The following is a 16,619-nucleotide window of genomic DNA, read 5'->3' as shown; positions in this document are numbered from 1 at the left end:
GAATGATTGAATTGGATCAGATAGACAAAAAAGCCGCCTCGGTGTTGGACGGGTATCTGGTCCGGAAAGACTTGGTGCGTACTTTCAGTCGGCAATTTCCGGTACCCACCTACGTTGTCGAGTTCATGCTCGGGCGCTATTGCGCTAGCATCGATCAGGAGGAGATTGACGAGGGCCTGGAGATTGTTCAGCGCCAGCTTAAGTCTCGTACGGTGCGTGCCGGCGAGGAGGAGCTGTTCAAAGCTAAGGCACTTGAGACAGGTGAGGTGAAGATCATTGACCTCGTGACAGCGCGTGTGGACAACAAAGGGGAGTACGTGGCCAGCCTGCCAAGCCTGCGCCTGACGGATGTGCGCATCAGCAGCGAGCTGGTCAACGAACACCAGCGCATGTTAACCGGGGGCTTCTATGCAGAGTTGGGGGTGACGTTCGATGTGGCCATCGCCCAGGAAGCAAAGGGGCGTCCATTTGGGATCACGTCGCTGCGGGAGATTCAGCTGTCCAAGCGCGACGTGTTGGAAATTCTGGCCAAAGCCCGCCAGGAGTTCACCTCCGAAGAATGGAAGTGCTTTCTGCTCCGATCCATCGGCATTGAGTCCGGCGAGCTTAGCGAACGCCAGCGGAATGCTCTGCTCCTGCGCATGGTTCCGTTTGTGGAGCGCAACTACAATTTGGTAGAGCTCGGTCCGCGCGGCACTGGCAAGAGCCATCTGTTTCAGCAGGTTTCGCCCTACGCCCACCTCATTTCAGGCGGCAAGGCCACTGTGGCCAAGATGTTCGTGGAGAACACGGCCAAGGGGCGTCGGGGACTGGTGTGCCAGTACGACGTAGTCTGCTTCGACGAGGTGTCCGGTATTTCCTTCGATCAGAAGGACGGCGTGAACATAATGAAGGGTTACATGGAGTCCGGAGAATTCAGCCGTGGCAAGGAGAGTATCCGCGCGGATGGCAGCATCGTCTTGGTCGGCAACTTCGATGTCGATGTGGAACACCAGCAGCGCGTGGGGCACTTGTTTGGCCCTATGCCACCGGAAATGCGTGATGACACCGCCTTCATGGACCGCATCCACGCGTTTCTGCCTGGTTGGGACGTACCCAAGATCAACAAGGACTTGGTCACCAATCACTTCGGTCTGGTCAGCGACTTCCTGTCCGAGTGCTGGAGCCAGCTTCGAAACCAGAGCCGAGTGAGCGAGCTGCAGAATCGCGTCTTCTTTGGCGGCGCCCTGTCTGGCCGCGACACGAATGCGATCAACAAGACAGTCAGCGGCTTGCTGAAGTTGCTGTACCCCAGCGCAGATGTCCCGGTTCCCGACGAGGATTTGGAGTGGGCGGTTCGCATCGCCATGGAGGTTCGACGCCGGGTGAAAGAGCAGCAAAAGCGCGTGGGTGCTGCCGAATTCCGGAACACACATTTCAGCTACATCATGGGCGCTGACGGCGTCGAGAAGTTCGTCTCCACGCCAGAACTGCAGAGCGACAACAGTATTGGTGGCGACCCGCTGGAGCCTGGACAGGTGTGGACCATCAGCCCCGGTGGTGGCGAGGAAAACTCTGGCCTCTACCGCATCGAAGTCAACGATGGCCCTGGGTCTGGTGTGAAGGTGCTCAACAAGCCCATTCCGCCGGCATTCCGCGAAAGCATTGGTTTCGCCGAGCAAAACCTTTATGCCAGGTCGCTGCAGCTGGTTGGTGACAAGGACCCCAGACAGCATGAGTTCACGGTACAGCTTCGGGCGTTTGATGCGGCGAAGTCTGGCGCGAAGCTCGGTGTGGCTTCTTTGATTGCTTTGTGCACGTCTTTGTTGAAGCGAAGCGTACGTGGCGGCTTGATCATCGTTGGCGAGATCAACCTCGGGGGGTCGATTGAGCCCGTTCACAACGCGGTCACGATTGCTGAAATCGCCGTTGAGAAGGGCGCAACGTCGCTGTTAGTACCCGTGGCATGTCGACGCCAATTGGTCGATTTGTCTGATGATATGGCGACCAAGATCGATATCCAGTTTTATTCGGATGCCAAAGATGCCTTGCTGAAAGCAATGGCTGACTGACCCCAAATGAGCATCACAGTGTTGTCGGTCGTCATTCAAATGCACCGAACACAACTTGAAAAAAATAAGAAAGCATAAGCTAGAGCACATCCACACCGATAACCACCCCTGGCATTCGCCAGGGTGTAGTCTATCGGGCGGAGTGATTAAGCCAGCCATTATGGGTTACAGGTAACCCCGTTCAGCCAACGATACACAGCCCTCAGCGCCCACTACCACATGATCCAGTGTTTGGGTGCCTATCATGCTGAGAGCGTTCTTGAGGATTGTGGTCAGCGTGCGATCGGCGTGGCTGGGCTCCGGATCGCCGGAGGGATGATTGTGGACCAGGATCACGGCTGCGGCGTTATGCTCCAAGGCGATCTTGACCACTTCCCGTGGGTACACACTGGCTCCATCTAGCGTGCCTCTGAACAGTTCTCTGAAACCAATCACCCGGTGCTTGGCATCAAGCAGCAGCAAGGCAAAGACTTCATACTCATGGTATTGGAGCAGTGTTTGTAGATGGCTGAATACTTGCTTCGGCTCAGTCAGTGCCCGGCCTTTAGACAGACGACTCATTGCCAGTTGTTGCGCCATTTGCAGGATATCAGCTTCAGTTACAGGGGATTCCATGACATAGGTGCCGGTCGCTTCACCGGCTCTGAGCTTGTGATATTTCATACTGGTATTCCTGTACGAATGTGTGAGAGCGCTGGGAATATCGAGAGGGGCGTTACTAGATAGAGGGCTTGCTGTTGTGTCGGGTAGCCTGAGACTCCAGCTTCTGAGCCAGTGATGGCTTCGTAGGCGCTGCCGGTTGGGGTTGGGGCTCTGTATTGTTTGGTGAGTCTTCAGCTATAGGGAAGAACTCCTCGACGATGGTGCCGTTATCTTCCTCACTGTCTTCAAAGGCCCCGTTGTTAAAGCCCTGCTGGGCTGCGTGATCCAAAGCAGCTTGATCAAAGCCCGAGGCTTTTCGGATTTCCTCCAGCTGTTTAGCTTCCAGCAAGGCGTCTTCCATGCTTAGCCTGCTGCGCACTGTGATGTCCACGTAGAAGATTGGTGCTCCGTGGCTTTGGCGGGTGGACTTACCCCGTAGGCGCAGCTCCAGTGGTAGGCACGCCAAACGATTACCGGAGATGGCCTGCAGGTAATGCAGGCGCGCTGCCAGGGTGCGGATGCTGTTAAAGCCGGTGGTACGAAAGACAAAACTGCCCAGCGGATCATCGTCCCCGATCACCACGTTCAGTCGTCCGTAAGGCTTGCAGGCATTGCCTTGGGCCAGTGAACAGCCATCGGGTGAAGGGCAGGGCAGGGTCTTGATCCCGTCCTCACACCGGCGCTTGCAGGTCTCCCCATTACCGATGCACAAAGGTCGGCCGGTGGTGCGGTCGAACAGACTGTAGTCAGCGCGAAAGTTGAGGTCCGGCTCGTTGAACAGCAAACGGATCGGAATGCTGCGCAGTTTGCCATCCTGGCCATTACGCAGTTCCTCATTGAGCGGGTGCAGCAGCCAGCCGTCGCGGCTTTGTACCTGTGAGGTAATGGTGAATTGATCGTCTTTCTCCGGCAGACGTTTGCCGTTTTTCTCGACGACCTTGCCGATGGAAAGACGCCCGAGTACAGGAGGGGTGATCGCTAAACCTTTGAGCATGGCGGTTATCCTTGATCTGGAAATAAAAAAGCCACTAGGACGTAAACGGTCCAGGTGGCTTGGGTGACGAGGGATGGCTCAGCTGATCAAAAAGCGACGACTGCCTGTTTTGATCTTGGGATAGCGGGCTTGCAGGTAGGGTTTGTCCTTGAGCATCTGTTCGACGTCCAGACCAATGCTGTCCTTGGACTTCTTCCAACTGATATAGCCCTCGGTAAACTCCGCACGGGTGGCTGCCCCCATGGCCTGCTGCAGGACTTGTTTGAGCTGCGCCTCACGCGTCTCCTGTTGGGCAATGCTCTGGCGAACAGCCTTGAATTCCCGGTAGGTGGTGGCCAGCTCCGGGTGCTGGCTGAAGTCCAGGGTCTGACCGTTGTCCTCGGGGTAGAGGCAGCGTAGTGCGGCTTCCGCTGACTCCGTACCATCGGCCGGTGGCGGGGTATCACTGACCACGTAATCCCAGAACAGCCGCTCCAGGTCGATCAGCCGAGCAATCATCGACTCATCGCGTTCGATGCGATGGATCTCCAGGTGCTGGCCACCGAGCAGTACCGCCACATCTGCAGCCTGCTTGCCGGTCACGGCCAACTGGTGCATCACTTGCAACTGCACGTACTCGGGCACGCCCTCTTTCCAGAGGCGTGCACCGTTTATGCCGGCAGTCTTGCATTCAAGGATCTGTACATCGTCGGCGCCGATGACCTCGCGGTCGATGTTGGCCAGCATCCAGGGCAGTTTGGGATCAGGATGCTGCAGCACGGCATTGATCCGCCGTACCCGGTTACCACTGCGCTTGGTGTAGTGAGTCGCGACAATCGGTTCCAGGATGTTTCCCCAGTAAGCTGGGCTCTCTTCACCATTGTGATCTAGCTTTGGCAGCGAACTGTCACGGCCAGTTTTCTCCAGCCACAGTTCCAGCTGGGATTTGTAAGGGTTAAGACCTACAGCGGCGGCTGCATCCGAGCTGCCGATGCCTTGTTTACGCACGGCCAGCCAGTCCTCACGCGGTAGTTGTTTGGTACCGACAAGGCGCAAGGCTGAACGTGGTTTGGCGTTGGAGTTCTGCAGTGTTTGCGTTGCCATGATGATTTCCTATTCGGGATAAAAAACGCCCAGCCAGCAGAAGCTGACCAGGCGTTTTAATAGTTGAGTAGGTGAGTGGGGCTAGGCGGCGAGTTGCAGCGCTGCGTTCAGTGCGCGCTCTTTGAGGATCGCGCCATTACCGAACCACGCAGAATCAAGGCGATTCTCAGTACTGCGTGCACGGCGCTCGTGATCGACATACTCCGTCACGGCGTTAAGCAAGCCCCACGCAGTTCCTTGAGCTGATTCAAGCGTCGCTCCACGACCTTGGCCTTCGTACAGCCCTTGGACTTTGCGCAGTGCTCGCTCATTCGGAAGCAATTCCGGCAGCTTGCTATTGGGGGCCACATCACACAGCACATTCATGAAGAAGCCCATCGCCTCATGCCACTGCACCTTGCGCTCCGCCAGTGCGCGCATGCGGTACATAAACTCATCCCACTGCGAGACAGCGATGCCCAGTTGTTTCTTCACGGCCTGCGGATCAAAGCGGGTGTTGTGCGGTACCTTGATTGCGCGGGTAGCGCCGTTCAGGGATATGGTCAGGGTGTTGTTGCAAACCACACGCACGGAAGTCGGGGTCGCGGTGGTGGCCAGCGTACCGTCGCAGGAGGTAGCCAGTAGAAGATAGCCATTGACCTGGTCGTTACCCTTCAGCGCGGTTGTCTGCCCCGTCCTGGCTAGAGCCCAGAATTTGCGACCACCTTTGAGTATCCCAGCTGTTTCCAACTCGTAGCCGGAGACCTCAGTCAGATCCCGGTAGAACTCGAGCACCTCACGGGGCTGCACAACTTGGTAACGGTTAGAAACCACCGACAAGGGGGCCTTGGTGTCGGAGCGGTATAGCACCTTCTGTTCCGGAAAGGAGTGGATCGTGCCTAGGTTGCCGACAGCGTCGGCCTTGAAGTAAACAGGACTTTCCTGAATCTGCCAGTTCATGCCAGCTTCACGTTGCCAGATTTCGATGGGTTGTTTCTTGGGAAGGTTGTTGCCCAGACCGTGCCACGGGGTAGCGCCGACGTAGGCCATTTGTTCGATGAGATGAGCCATGGTTGAGATTCCTTTAGGTGCAGGCCGGCATAAAGCGCCGCGCACTGCGCAGCACCGTCCGGGCGGTATGAAAAGATAGAAGCGGTAAGGCCAGATCAGGCCGGTAGGTTGAAGCGGTGACCGCAGAGCAGGCAGAGGTTGTTGGCCAGAACGTGACGGTCGAGCGTATCGCCCAGTTGTGCGCCGAGAGCACAACCTCCGACACCGCCGGCCAGGCCTCCGAAGATGGCGCCAGACACAGAGCCGAGCGTGATACCAACAGGGCCAGCGAAAGCACCAACAAGCGCACCGGCCTGACTACCAGCCAGTGCAGCGCTTATGCCACGCGCAGCACCACCCAGGGTGCCGATGGCCGCGCCGACTTTCATGGCGTGATGGAAAGAAGCAACTTTGGGGGAGTGACAGCGAGGGCAGTGCAATGACATTGGGTGGACCTTCTTGGTGGTGATGTCATTGCAGTAATGTGTGACTGAAATTGATTTGAGTTGAGTTCCGAGGCAATTGGACGCCATAACGCGGGAGCGTCCAGCCTGACACGTCTTCCTCTAGATAGTTGGTACTGGTGCTGCTTGTTCAAGCTGCTCGGCAATGCACGTCAGCTCTTGCTTAGAGGCGCAGCGTTTGCAGTCCTGAGCAAATCGTTTGGCGAGTTTCTCCAAAGCATCTGGATTGCCGATCAAAGACTCAACCTGCTCTAAGGGTGTCATCCCATGAGAGTTGCGTTGCCAGGCAAGCGCGGGGGCCAGTTCCAGCAAGCGTCTTACAGCATGCAAATTAGCGGTCCAGCTCGCGGTGTGTAGCGGTGACTGCCCGTCATAAGTGAGATGATCCAAGCGGCACGGATGATCAAGTAGGGCATCCACGCAACTGTCCACGCGGGATTTGATCGCTGAGTGAAGGGCTGTCATACCATGCCAGTCCTGAATTTCCGGATCTGCACCAGCCTGCAGCATGATCCTGACCAGCTCAGTATCTCCAGCTTCTGTCATTAACATCAGGGGTGTCTGGCCCTTGATATCTTGGATGTTTAGCTGTTCCGGTGCGTTTAGAGCTAGCAGTCGGAGGAACTGCTGCCAGTGGTCTAACATCGTTTCAAAGTGACGTGTTTCGTCCCTCAGCTCAGATGGTGCTAGCTGCTGCATCAGCGGAAGTCTTTGCATGAAACTGCTATGCATCTTGATCAGCAGCATCAATACCGAGTTACCGTCCACGTCTGGCAGATTAGATTTCAGCAGTTGGCGATTGGCTTTTATCCAGGCCTTCAAACTGTCTTGATCGCCGTTAGAGAGCAGCGGCATCAGGTCTTTGAACATTTGCTGACTCGCTTTGCTGGCTCGGCGTTTCTCAGCTAGGAACCCCGGGTAGGGTTTGTACAAGGTGTCCCAGAAGTACTCCGAGGCCCATCGCGCGGTATCCTCAAAGGTGGGTATCTCTTCACACTCGGCCATCATTCCCCCGGCCAGCATCACCCTGTAGTATTTTTCGTGGTTGTTGTTGATCAATTTTTGGTTGGCCACTGCCATAGCTAGGCAGTCCCGTGCGACCTCGCCGCGTAGAGGTCCATAATTGCGCTCAAGACCAGCTTCCAGAGCCTCCTTAAAAAGCTTGTCAGCGCCATCCAGGTCGTTGCACGCCAATAGATGTTTGGCCTTGTATTGCAGAACGGCGGCCCTCCATAACTCATACCCCTCGCTAGTTTCGGCCTCTTCGAGTAAGGACTGAACCCTGGATTGCGTATCTTTCAGTCGATTTTTGCGCTCACCGTTCAGATAGCTGTCGAGTTCGAGAAGAATGGCTTGGACAGTTTGAGCCGGAGTAGCGGCCAAGTCGCGCAGGCGTTGGATGGCTGCTTCTTTTGCACGTGAGCTGAGAGTTGCGTCCTGTGCCACCTGACTGATTACCCAATAGCAATGCTCCCCTTGCAAGGCTCGCCAAGAAGATGAGTTCTTCATGCGCGCAACCAAATGCAATTCCCTATTCAACTCGTCGGCAAATGCAGCTGCACGTTCGGTATTCCGTTGAATGATTGGCAACGCTGATTGCGCATCGAGCCCGACATTGTCTTCAAGGTCCGCGCCGGCCTGTATCTCGTAAAAACGGCGGGTCAGCATATGCGCGAGAGTTTGGTTGGCTGTTTCTCGGCGGGAAGGCAGGATAGATAGATATAGACCATGCTTGTCCCACTCGGGTAGATGCTCCTCGAACCATGCATTTTCAGCGTCCTCACCGAGGTGCCTGCAATTGCGGTAGGCGCCGATGGTCAGGTTGTAGACAAGCTTGTAAATAGCGAATAGCTGTAGAAGCTTGTTCTGTTGCGCATTGGCACACTGTCGGTCAACGCTTGGGCAGATGAACTTGAGTAGGCGGATGTAGCCATCCTGCACCGTGCGCGCCAGCAACAGGCGTTGACGTATGGTTTTCAGTGAGGGTACAGCGTAACGCTCTGCTAGGCAGCGCACAAACTCAGCCCGATCACCTTCATCGGCGGTCTCGTCCAGAACTGACTCCAAGCGTCCTTCCTGAGTCATGGGGATTTCCAAGCGTAGCTTGTCGGCATCCAGTGTCTTGCGTTTCACAAAATTCAAGGCGTCAGCGAATTGCTGTGCAGGTGTGCAACTGCTGTCCAGTGAGAACGCACCCTTGAAGTCCAGTACCGTACTATCCGAGAAGTATTGCTGGATAGTATCGGGGCGGATTGGGGTTGTACTGCGCCAGTTGTACAAGGAGCGGCGTAGGTGCTCGTGCTTACCATCGGTGAGCTCATCACGTTGGTCAGCGAATTCTTCTACGGACATTCCCAGCAAATCCAGAAGCCAGTCAACAACTTGAGCTACAGGTAAATACAAGCTGGGCTGGCCATCTACCACTCGAGGCTCGGGTAGATACCAAAAACGACCACCGGGCATCCCCTTGTCTAACACTTGCTCAAGGCTCCAAAAACCCACGCGGCGCGCTAAACCAGGCACATAGAAATGACACAGCAACGTCCAGAGAACCTGTCGTTGGTCGGCTGAAAATGTCCAGGTATTCAGCTCAATAAACTTGTAGGCATTCCCGAACTCCATGAAGTTGTCGAGAGCATCCACGCGTGCCAGTTGATCCATATCCAATGCACTGAATATGTCGAGCAGGACTTCCTGGCCCATGGCCATCTGGGTTGCAGAACTTGCCTGCCCAGTCGCGAACTTTTTCTTCTTGATAGTCGGATAGTTCTGGTCGCCAAGGCTCTGGTGAATCTCCAGCAGAATGGCTTCGGGCAGTGGAAGGGTGCTCATGACGGCTTTCCTTGATGGTATTGACGGTGCTGTATCCTTGCAAAACCCGGTTATTTTACCTCTGAAAAGTCCGGTATCCCCCCTCTAAAGACGACAACAGGGAGGGGGTACGTGGTGCTTCATACAGCGCAAACTGGCTCGCTGGCACTCTGCACGAACCCCATTCAATGGAGCTCGTGTAATGCACAATCCCAACCCGCTGGTTCTGAACTGGCATCTCACTGAAGCCTGCAATTATCGTTGCCAATACTGCTATGCAGCTTGGAATGATTCCATCTGTCCGCGTGAGCTCATTTATGACTCTCAGAGAACAGCCGCGCTGCTTAATGCACTGTACCGATTCTTCCGGCCAAGCAATTTTGTCAATCCATTAGCTAGTCAACTGACTTGGAGTTCGGTGCGATTAAATTTGGCAGGTGGTGAACCATTGCTGCATGCCAAGAAGCTTTCGGCCATCGTTACTCAGGCGCGAGATCTTGGTTTTGAGGTGTCGATGATCAGCAACGGCAGTCATTTGGATAATGATCTACTGGGTTGCCTGGCTCCACAGTTGAGCTGGTTGGGAGTTAGTGTCGACTCAAGCAATCCTGAGACCAATCTTGCAATCGGCCGAGTTGACCGCCGTGGCCGGCCGCTTGATTTGGATAGTCTGGCTAAAGGGCTAGTCAAAGCTCGTCAGCTCAACTCCGACTTACGGATCAAGCTCAATACCGTGGTCAACCAGCACAATCACGCCGAAGACCTAGGCTCGCTAATCCGCCGCTTCGCTCCCGACAAATGGAAAGTTCTGCGAATGCTTCCGGTAGTGAATCGACATCTGGTTGTAAGCGATGAACAGTTTGCTGCCTTCGTTGCTCGTCATCACGCTTTTACCCGAATCCTTTGCGCCGAGGACAACCCGGACATGTGCGAGTCTTACCTGATGATCGATCCTCACGGGCGCTTCTTCCAGAACAGCCCAACGATTGCGGGGCAGGGTTACTCTTACAGTCGGCCGATTCTTGAGGTTGGCGCGGAGGCAGCCTTCGCCGAAATGACCTTTGATCATGAGCGCTTCAGTGCACGCTATATCCAAGCCAACGCGGGGGTTGGCGCATGAGGTACTGTTCAAACAAGGAAATCGACCAACTTATCCGCAAGCTTGTTCGCCAGGGCTGGAGTTTTAGGCGTGGTGGTAAACATGGGCGGCTTACTCACCCAGGCGGCCGGTCGACGTTGACTGTGGCCAAGTCACCCAGCGACTGTCGTAGTTTGGATAACTTTCGTCGCGATTTACGCAAAGCTGTCAGCTAACCTTCCTAGCAATTTCTGGTTAGCGTATCGATACGACCTTTTTGTCCCGGTTTTCCTTGATAGCTCACACGGAGAGGTTGCCAGTGGCAGCCTCTTGGATGTGCTCGTTCCACCAATCCATCATCGGCCGTCTGCGTTTGATGTAGTCCGCCCGGTTATAGGCGCTGCGAACCTCGTCTTTGTCGACGTGGGCAAGTGCTACTTCAATCAACTCAGGATCCCAGCCGTGTTCGTTGAGGATAGTGCAGGCCATTGAGCGCATGTCATGGCTTACCAGGCGCCCTTCGAAACTCATGCGCTTCAGCGCCATGTTGGCGGTTTGGCTGTGTGAGCAGCCAGCGGTATCACTTCGTTTGTGATCGTGGGATTGGAAAGTCCCACTACCTAAGCAACAACCGGATAACAAGCATCACCCCATAGCGTTTCCGGGTTATCCAGCATCAGCAAAATAATCACCGGCACCAGCTTGCCGAGGAGATTTGAGCAGTCGCGCAGTTGATCCCGGTTCACACTGCTGTTCCAGGTTGCGCCCCCATGCATTACCTGATTACGCAATGTATAAATTCGATTGAACAGCACTCCGAGCACTGCTGGGGTATTGCGATTGGCCAACGCTTGCTGCGCTGCTCGCCTACCGCTGGCAAAGCGCTCGGTCCACTGTTGCTCGCTGATCTTGCCGTTCTGGTGATCCCAGAAGCTCTGGAACACGAAGGGGTTGTCCAACAATGCGCGAATGCTGCCAGAGAACTCGGACCAGACCAGATTCTCGATCAGGTTGGCAGTGTCGAGCGCACAGAGTTTGTCCAGGAACGCCTTGAACGTGGATTGCTCGGAAAGGCGGTACTGTTCGTCGATATCGGTGGCGTAGGCCGAGTTGAAGGCAATCCACAGGAAGATAAAACGCCCATCGACATCGTCAGCTTGCTCGGCACGACTGAGCCAGCTCAACGCCCGATGAACACGCAAGGTGAGATTGGGGTGATGATTTTCACGTTCCAGGCGATGACGGGTCTTGAGTGCTTGATGGTCCATGGATGCCGATCCTTGATGTCATGGGGCGTGCGAACGGATAAGGGAGTGTCTGAAAACTTTACGCACTTTGTGCTAAACGCCGACGTTGGTAGAGAAGCGTCTCTCAGGAGCTTCAGAACCTGCTCCGTTTGTTTACCTGTATGGACAGACAACGTGGACGGGGCCTTCTTATTTGCTTAGGGTATGGCTATTCGATATTACCTGCAAGGCAGTCTGCATGAAGCGCGAACAGTTCCTGGCACAACCTGAAGTTGAGTCTTTCGTTGCATGGCTGGCGGCGAACTTGCCGACGCTCACGTTCAAGCTTCGTTTCAAATCCAGCAAATTCGTGCCGGGCGGTTTACAGGCGGATGTCCGAGATTTCGAGCAGGTGCTTAAGCACTATCGCTGGAAGGCAAGTTGGCAAGATACCAACCAAAGCTCGGTGGATTCACAAACCTGGGCTGAAACTCAACGCTCTCTCGGGCAACTTCGCGAGTGGCTGACGAGTGCGGTCAACCTAGGGGATGAACAACAAGCGCTTCAGGCGTGCTTGCAGATTCTTCGTTGGGGTGGTGTCCGGGGAGCCATTCCATTTTTGCACCGTCTGGCCGCAAAGGGAGAGCTGTCGAGCTACCTGCAAAAAATGGCCGGGCTCATGTCGCTCGACGGCGACAATGATCTGAATGATCTCGACGCGATCAGTGTCGAGCGTTTCGATGCAGGCCTGACCAAGATTCATGCCTTGCTTGATGCGTCGGGGTCACCCATCTATGACAGTCGCGTCGGCGCAGCGATAGGCATGCTGTATTCGCTGTTTCGCCAGCAATGGACGGGGAGCGGAAAACCTCTGCTGGCTTTCCCGTCCGGAGGCGCTCGCGGCAGCCAGATCCGCAACCCGGAAGCGTTCTTGAACGGTTTGGCGGCGCCGCAATTTTCGGCGATCGATTATGCCGAATGGGCACGTTGGCAGGTGCGGTTGGGGTGGATTATCCGAGCCCTGCTTGAGCGTACCGGCTGGTTTGCTGAACAAGGGGCTCTGCCCGCGCGGTGCCACGCCTTCGAGGCCAGCCTGTTTATGCTCGGCTATGACCTGCGGTGTTTTGGTGTGATGCTCGCGTCTGACCCGAAGGCAGCAGGGCCAGTAATGTCTGCGCAGAAAAGTGAACGAGATGGCACTGGCTGGGTGCCTACCGGGCACCCCTTCAGTCAGGTCCTGAATGATTATCTGGCCTTCCGCCACAGCGGTTCGCTCGACAATAAAGCGTCCTTCGTTGCATGGCTGTTGACTAACCCGCGTAACGAGAACCCGCTCACGCGTGCCACCGCGCAGGGCTATTGTTTCGCGTTTTCCATTGATGAGTTCGACCTGTTCGGCCGGCCGCTCGAAGAGCTCGAACGCATCGTCGACGGTGGCAAGGACGGATTGTGCGCGGCATTGGCCACCGAGACTTTGGAGCCGTTCACCCTGGGTGATGAACGGGCAAGTGTCTGTTTGGTAGATGTATTGATCACGGGCAATGCGTATCTGCGGGCGACGACCGAGAAAAAACGCATCGACTACCTCTTGAGCGCCGGATATGCGGGTACCGAGAACTCTTCCAAGACGCTGATGGCGTTGGGGCGCAACGTGGGCAAGCACTTCGGTCTGCTCGATGCAAAACATTTGCCGACGACCTTGTTCGAGCAGTTTTTCCGCGACTGCTCGCTCGACGCCTGACTCACACACGACATTCAATCAGCATGAAGCGTTTCTGGACGCTTCACCGGACTGGAAGCGACCATGCAAACCCGAAACGGAATTCAGTTGTACTCCGCCTCAGACATCTGCGGTTTTCTTGAGTGCCAGCACCTGACGGCGCTAGACCTTCAGAACCTTGTCATGCCTATGGAAAAAGCGGCGGCAAGCGATCAGAACCGATTGATACAGGACAAAGGATTGGCCCACGAGGCGGCCTTTTTCGAGCGGCTCAAAAGCGAATATGCCAACGTAGTCGACATTGCCGAGGGCAATCCGAGTTTCGCGCGTCGGGTGGAACTTACCATTCAGGCCATGAAGGCCGGCGCCGATATCATCTTCCAGGCGTCGCTTCAGGAAGGCGCCTTTATTGGTCATGCCGACTTCCTGCGCAAAGTGCCTCGGGCGTCGGCGCTGGGCGACCACAGCTATGAAGTGATCGACACCAAGCTGGCGAAAACGGCTAAGGCCAAGTTCCTTGTACAGGTTGCGCTTTATTCACGAATGCTGATCTCGATCCAGGGCGTACAGCCACAGTTCATGTACATCGTGCTCGGTGATGCTGCTCGTACCGAGCAGGCATTTCGGGTCGCCGACTACGCCGATTATCTGGAGCATGTGCTACAGCGTTTCGAAGCGTTCGTGAATAGTGCCGAGCAACCCGTTACCTACCCGGAGCCGTGCGGGCATTGTGGGTTCTGCGCCTGGCGTGATCGCTGCGACGAACAACGACTGCAAGACGATCATCTCTCGGCGGTAGCTGGTATCAGCCGTTCGCAAATCCAGAAGTTACAGAGTGCCGGCGTGACCACATTGCACCAGCTGGCGGACAGTACTCACGACCTGCGCATTCCAAAACTGCAGACAGAGTCATTGAGCAAGTTGCGGCATCAGGCGCGTTTGCAGTTCCAGGGGCGTTCCAGTGATGTCCCGCTATTCGAGCTGCTTCCCGTGTCGGGTGAGCGACGTGGCTTTTATCGGATGCCCAAGGCGGTCGAGGGTGACCTGTTCTTCGATATGGAGGGCAATCCGCTGGAAGAGGGTGGCCTGGAATACCTCTTCGGTCTTTACATCGATGAGGGTGGGCAGCAAATCTTCAAACCCTTTTGGGCGCATACCCGGGATGAAGAAAAGATCGCCTTCGAGCAGTTTATCGACTGGGTAATCGGCCATCTCAAGCGTTACCCCGACGCGCATATTTACCACTACGCCAGTTACGAAGAAACAGCTATCAAGCGACTGATGAGCCAACACGGGACGCGCGAAGCGCAAGTGGACTGGTTGCTGCGCAACGGCAAGCTGATCGATTTGTACAAGGTCGTGCGCGAAGCTATCCGGGTGTCCGAGCCCAGCTACTCGATCAAGAATATCGAGCATTTTTACATGGGGCGGCGCGACGGCGACGTGACCAATGCTGGCGCGAGCATCGTGTTTTATGAGCGATGGAAAGAGACCGGCGAGTCGGCACTGCTTGAGCAAATCGAGCGTTATAACGAAGACGACGTACTGTCCACTTACCTTTTGCGCAACTGGCTGCTGGAAATCAAGCCGTCAAATGCAGGCGCTTTTCTCGGGACTGAAGCCGAAAGCGAGAAGTCAGTCGTGGAGCAAAAGGAAATCGAGAATCTTCTGGAGAATTATCGCGTTCGTCTGCTGGGTGGTCTGCGAGCCGACGAAGAGGCCATGAGTAACGAGGATCAGGTCACGTTGCTCACCTTCCAGTTACTCGACTTCCACCGCCGCGCAGATAAGCCGACGTGGTGGCAGCTGTTCAGCCGTCAGGACATGACAACCGAAGAGCTGCTGGAAGATATCGAGAGTCTGGCCGGTTTGCAGCGTACAAAAACACCGCCGGAACCGATCAATCGGTCTTATCAGTATGAGTACAGTTTCGAACCTCAAGAAACCAAAATGCGTACCGGCTCTCAGGGCGTCATCACCGAGTCCCTGGCCAGCGTACAGCTGGTTAATCTGGACCATGACAACGGTCTGGCGACATTCAAGGCTACCGAGAGAAATGCGCCGCCTGATTACTTCGACATGATTCCCGGGAGGCCGATCCCGTCTACTTCGCTGCGCAAGGCGTTGTTCCGTTATGCCGACAACCTCTTGGCCGGCGAACAGCGCTTCCAGGCGATTGCAGACTTTCTGCATCGACGCGCTCCGCGGGTGAAGGGCATCAAGCAGGGTGCACCACTGCTTGATTCAAGCCTGCCGACGATTGATGCCATCAAGCAGGTGGTGCGAAACCTCGAGCACAGCGTGCTGTTTATTCAGGGGCCGCCAGGTGCAGGCAAGACCTACACAGGCTCGCACGTCATCGTTGACTTGCTCAAGGCGGGCAAGCGCATCGGCGTAACTTCCAATTCGCACCACGCCATCAATAACCTGCTGGCGGCGGTTGAATTTCGTGCGCAAGAAGAGGGATTCACTTTCACGGGATTGAAAAAGTCCTCGGAGGGCGAAGGCACGGAGTTCACCGGCCGCTGCATCCGTTCCATCGAGGAAAAAAAGGAGTTCCTCGATGCCTGGGGACCGAACATTAACTTGACGGCCGGCACCGCCTGGCTGTTTGCCGACCCCGTCTTCGCCGAGCAACTGGATTACCTCTTCATCGACGAGGCTGGTCAGGTGAGTGTGGCGAATCTGGTCACGATGGGCTTGGCTGCGCGAAACATCGTCCTGATGGGCGACCAGATGCAATTGTCGCAGCCAGTGCAAGGCGTGCATCCGGGCCGCTCCGGCGATTCCATCCTCGACTATCTGTTGGATGGCACGCCCACAATCGCACCTGATCGTGGGGTGTTCCTGGCGCAAACCTGGCGGATGCACCCCAACGTTTGCTCGTTCATTTCGCAAGCAGTGTACGAAGGGCAACTTTCTTCGGCGCCCGGTACTGAGAAGCGGGTGTTGTTACTGGATGGTCAGCGACCGGAAGTGCCGAACAGCGGGCTGATGTTTTGCCCTGTGGAGCACGATGGCAACAGCCAGAGTTCGGACGAAGAAGCGGCGCAAGTCCAAGAGCTTTACGCATACTTCCTGCGCCAGCGTTATGTGGATAACAAGGGCGTAGAGCACGCGATCTGCATCGAAAACATCCTTGTAGTAGCCCCGTATAACCTCCAAGTACAGTTGTTGAAACAGGTGCTGCCAGCGGGCGCTCGTGTCGGTACTGTGGATAAGTTTCAGGGGCAGGAAGCGGAGATTGTTATCGTATCGATGGCGACCTCGAATGAAGACTATTTGCCCAGAGACATTGGCTTCCTGTACTCGAAAAATCGCTTGAATGTAGCAGTCAGCCGGGCGAAATCGCTGGCCTGTATCGTCGCCAGCCCCGATCTAACTGCCATACGCTGCCTGACTCCGCACGACATGAGCCTAGTCAACGGTTTGTGCATGGCTGTCAGGTACGGGACGGCTGCCAATGCTCTCGCCCGGTGTGAGTAGTGCCATCAAGGGTTTTGTCATTTATCCGCAACAGG

The 16,619-nt window shown here is 55.6% G+C and carries 12 protein-coding genes and 1 pseudogene; 5 read left to right on the top strand and 8 right to left on the bottom strand.

Going from position 1 to position 16,619, the window contains the following annotated elements:
• Positions 1-2 precede the first annotated feature (2 nt).
• The gene (brxL, locus tag ACW9I6_RS00570; RefSeq protein ID WP_457338672.1) at positions 3-2,051 is read left to right on the top strand and encodes a BREX system Lon protease-like protein BrxL; all 2,049 of its coding nucleotides are present in this window, start codon (positions 3-5) and stop codon (positions 2,049-2,051) included.
• A gap of 165 nt (positions 2,052-2,216) precedes the next feature.
• On the opposite strand, the gene radC is transcribed toward brxL, so the two are convergent.
• From radC to ACW9I6_RS00540, 6 genes are all read right to left on the bottom strand, one after another.
• A complete protein-coding gene (gene radC / locus ACW9I6_RS00565; protein ID WP_457338671.1) occupies positions 2,217-2,714 on the bottom strand; it encodes a RadC family protein in 498 nt (165 codons plus the stop codon).
• Between the two features lie 55 nt (positions 2,715-2,769).
• Complete coding sequence (locus ACW9I6_RS00560; RefSeq protein WP_457338670.1) at positions 2,770-3,687, bottom strand: recombination directionality factor; 918 nt, start codon at positions 3,685-3,687, stop codon at positions 2,770-2,772.
• Between the two features lie 78 nt (positions 3,688-3,765).
• Positions 3,766-4,770, bottom strand: coding sequence for a YqaJ viral recombinase family nuclease (locus ACW9I6_RS00555; protein ID WP_457338669.1), 1,005 nt, complete (start codon positions 4,768-4,770; stop codon positions 3,766-3,768).
• 81 nt (positions 4,771-4,851) lie between these two features.
• Positions 4,852-5,820 carry a DUF932 domain-containing protein gene (locus tag ACW9I6_RS00550; RefSeq protein WP_457338668.1) on the bottom strand — a complete coding sequence of 323 codons (969 nt, stop codon included), beginning with the start codon at positions 5,818-5,820 and terminating at the stop codon, positions 4,852-4,854.
• Between the two features lie 95 nt (positions 5,821-5,915).
• Positions 5,916-6,188 carry a hypothetical protein gene (locus ACW9I6_RS00545; RefSeq protein WP_457338693.1) on the bottom strand — a complete coding sequence of 91 codons (273 nt, stop codon included), beginning with the start codon at positions 6,186-6,188 and terminating at the stop codon, positions 5,916-5,918.
• Positions 6,189-6,365: 177 nt separating this feature from the next.
• Positions 6,366-9,095: an ankyrin repeat domain-containing protein gene (locus tag ACW9I6_RS00540; RefSeq protein ID WP_457338667.1), complete on the bottom strand. Its 2,730-nt coding sequence runs from the start codon at positions 9,093-9,095 to the stop codon at positions 6,366-6,368.
• Between the two features lie 181 nt (positions 9,096-9,276).
• Here ACW9I6_RS00540 and ACW9I6_RS00535 point away from each other — a divergent pair, with 181 nt between their 5' ends.
• Together ACW9I6_RS00535 and ACW9I6_RS00530 are read left to right on the top strand one after the other, a co-directional pair.
• On the top strand, positions 9,277-10,194 hold the full coding sequence (locus tag ACW9I6_RS00535) for a viperin family antiviral radical SAM protein (RefSeq protein WP_457338666.1): 918 nt from the start codon (positions 9,277-9,279) through the stop codon (positions 10,192-10,194).
• Positions 10,191-10,388 (top strand): type II toxin-antitoxin system HicA family toxin, encoded by a 198-nt coding sequence (locus tag ACW9I6_RS00530; RefSeq protein ID WP_457338665.1) that lies wholly within the window; start codon positions 10,191-10,193, stop codon positions 10,386-10,388. Before ACW9I6_RS00535 ends, ACW9I6_RS00530 begins: the two co-directional genes overlap by 4 nt.
• Before the next feature lie 64 nt (positions 10,389-10,452).
• Here ACW9I6_RS00530 and ACW9I6_RS00525 read toward each other — a convergent pair.
• Positions 10,453-10,716, bottom strand: a pseudogene (locus ACW9I6_RS00525) (tyrosine-type recombinase/integrase); the annotation flags it as partial.
• Between the two features lie 56 nt (positions 10,717-10,772).
• Positions 10,773-11,420: a HEPN domain-containing protein gene (locus tag ACW9I6_RS00520; RefSeq protein ID WP_122755114.1), complete on the bottom strand. Its 648-nt coding sequence runs from the start codon at positions 11,418-11,420 to the stop codon at positions 10,773-10,775.
• Between the two features lie 217 nt (positions 11,421-11,637).
• On the opposite strand from ACW9I6_RS00520, the gene ACW9I6_RS00515 reads away from it, so the two are divergent.
• Together ACW9I6_RS00515 and ACW9I6_RS00510 are read left to right on the top strand one after the other, a co-directional pair.
• The gene (locus ACW9I6_RS00515; protein ID WP_457338664.1) at positions 11,638-13,119 is read left to right on the top strand and encodes a hypothetical protein; all 1,482 of its coding nucleotides are present in this window, start codon (positions 11,638-11,640) and stop codon (positions 13,117-13,119) included.
• Positions 13,120-13,182: 63 nt separating this feature from the next.
• A complete protein-coding gene (locus ACW9I6_RS00510) occupies positions 13,183-16,584 on the top strand; it encodes a TM0106 family RecB-like putative nuclease (RefSeq protein WP_457338663.1) in 3,402 nt (1,133 codons plus the stop codon).
• Positions 16,585-16,619: the final 35 nt, after the last annotated feature.

It is taken from the genome of Pseudomonas sp. SDO5522_S412 (assembly GCF_054071215.1).
Note: the sequence above shows the minus strand (reverse complement) of the source record. Positions and strands in the feature narration are given on the sequence as shown.